Consider the following 262-nt stretch of genomic DNA (forward strand, 5'->3'; position numbering starts at 1 on the left):
ACCGTTTCCAGTGGTTATCCCCCTCTATCGGGCAGATCCCCAGACATTACTCACCCGTCCGCCACTCGTCACCCAAGGAGCAAGCTCCTCTGTGCTACCGTCCGACTTGCATGTGTTAGGCCTGCCGCCAGCGTTCAATCTGAGCCATGATCAAACTCTTCAATTTAAAGTTTGATTTGCTGAAACGAGTTCAGCGGTGCTCATCTGTAAAACGTCATAATGAATTTCATTATGTGTTCACTCGTGAGGCTTTGATATTTTT

The 262-nt window shown here is 47.7% G+C and carries 1 rRNA gene; it reads right to left on the minus strand.

From position 1 onward, the window contains the following. Window positions 1-166 (minus strand): 16S ribosomal RNA (locus tag HFD97_RS22115); the annotation flags it as partial. Window positions 167-262 lie beyond the last annotated feature (96 nt).

The sequence above is a fragment of the Pantoea sp. EKM103V genome, assembly GCF_011800365.1.
In the GTDB taxonomy this organism is placed as follows: domain Bacteria; phylum Pseudomonadota; class Gammaproteobacteria; order Enterobacterales; family Enterobacteriaceae; genus Pantoea; species Pantoea anthophila.